Origin of the sequence: Pseudomonas sp. JV245A, from assembly GCF_032424515.1 — a bacterium.
Classification (GTDB): Bacteria; Pseudomonadota; Gammaproteobacteria; order Pseudomonadales; family Pseudomonadaceae; genus Aquipseudomonas; species Aquipseudomonas protegens.
The window spans coordinates 1-1,588 of the sequence record NZ_VYKE01000359.1 but is presented as its reverse complement, the minus strand read 5'-3'; the positions used below and the strand labels follow the sequence as shown (position 1 = coordinate 1,588).

The following is a 1,588-nucleotide window of genomic DNA, read 5'->3' as shown; positions in this document are numbered from 1 at the left end:
CGACCATGAACATCACCACCGGATCGACCCAGCCGGCAATCATCACCAGCATCACCAGCACCGTGAGCAGCAGGTTGATCCAGAAGCGCCCGGGACGGCGTAGCGCCTCTTCGGCGGGGCTCAATACCCGGGTCGGGATGCCTGCACCGGCCGTGGCATCGGCACCGAGCCCCAGGCGGCGCTCCTCCCGGCGGCCGAGCCACCAGGCGCTGGCGAAGACGAACAGCAGGCCGACGATCTGCACCGGGATCAGCGGCTGGAACAGATCCGCCACCGGCACATGCAGGGCCGCTGATGAGCGCAGTACCGGGCCGGTCCAGGGCAGGAAATTGACCCCCGCGGCCATCGCCGCGACACAGGCCAGAATCCGTCGATCGATGCCCAGCCGGGTATACAGCGGCAGCATTGCCGGCACCGTCACCAGGAAGGTCACCGCGCCGGAACCGTCCAGGTGCACCAGCAGCGCCAGAAGCGCCGTGCCGACCACGATCCGCGTCGGCCGGGTGCCGACGGTGCGCAGGATGCGGTCGATGATCGGGTCGAGCATGCCGGCGTCGGTCATGATGCCGAAGAACAGGATAGCGAACACGAACATGCCTACCACGGGGGCGACGTTCTTGATGCCGGTGACGATGAAGGCGCTGGTCTGCAGACCGAAGCCGCCGATCAGCGCGGCGATGATCGGCAGCGCAATCAGCGCGACCAGAGGCGACAGGCGCTTGCTCATGACGGCCGCGAGCAGGCAGAGAATGGTGATGACACCCAGGGTGGCGAGCATGGAGCAACTCCAGTGTGCCGCCTCTTCAAGCCGGGGCCGGAAGGCGGACGGTTATTGTTTTTCTGGAGTATTGAAATCGCGCTAGTCTTTGTAAATTGGAATATTCGGCGCCTTGCATTCGGAAAAACAAAATGAAGAACTCGATCCAGCATATCCAGGCCTTCCTCGCCGTGGCCCGCAGCGGCAACTTCAGCAAAGCCGCCGCCGAGCTGCACCTGTCGCCATCAGCTCTTACCGTGCAGGTCCAGCAACTGGAGGAATGGCTGGGGGTCGCCCTGCTCGATCGCAGCCCGCGCCATGTCAGCCTGACCGCTGCTGGGCTGCAGGCCCGGGGACCGATGGAGAAACTGCTGCTGGACCTGGATAACATCGTCAGTGGCTCCCGGGACCTGGCCGCCCTGCGTCGGGGCGTGGTCACCCTCGCCGCGCTGCCGTCGGTCTGCGCCGGGGTGCTGCCGCCGGCCTTGCGCCAGTTTCGCGAGCAATTTGCCGGAATCGAGGTACGCCTGCAGGACCTGGTGGCTCACCGCATTCATGCCCAGGTCCGTGCCGGCGAGGTGGATTTCGGTATCGGCGGGCGCGCCCGGCTCAGCCACGGGCTGGATTTCCAACCTCTGCTGGAGGATCGCCTGTGCCTGTTCGTGGCCACCGATCATCCCCTGGCCCAGCGCCAGTCAGTGACGCTGAAGGACCTGGCCTGCCAGCCGATCATTCTCACCGGCCGCGACAGCAGCGTGCGCGAGCAGGTCGAAGCGCTGTTCGACGACAGCCGACTGTCCCTGCTTCCAGCCATGGAAGCCAACTACATGA

General features: G+C 65.6%; 2 protein-coding genes. One reads left to right on the top strand and one right to left on the bottom strand.

Annotated features, from left to right (window positions below; translation table 11 throughout):
- The coding region (locus tag F6S12_RS31605; protein WP_315869842.1) for an SLC13 family permease at positions 1-778 on the bottom strand (778 nt) is incomplete at its 3' end.
- 131 nt (positions 779-909) lie between these two features.
- On the opposite strand from F6S12_RS31605, the gene F6S12_RS31600 reads away from it, so the two are divergent.
- On the top strand, positions 910-1,588 hold a 679-nt coding region (locus F6S12_RS31600; protein ID WP_315869841.1), incomplete at its 3' end, for a LysR family transcriptional regulator.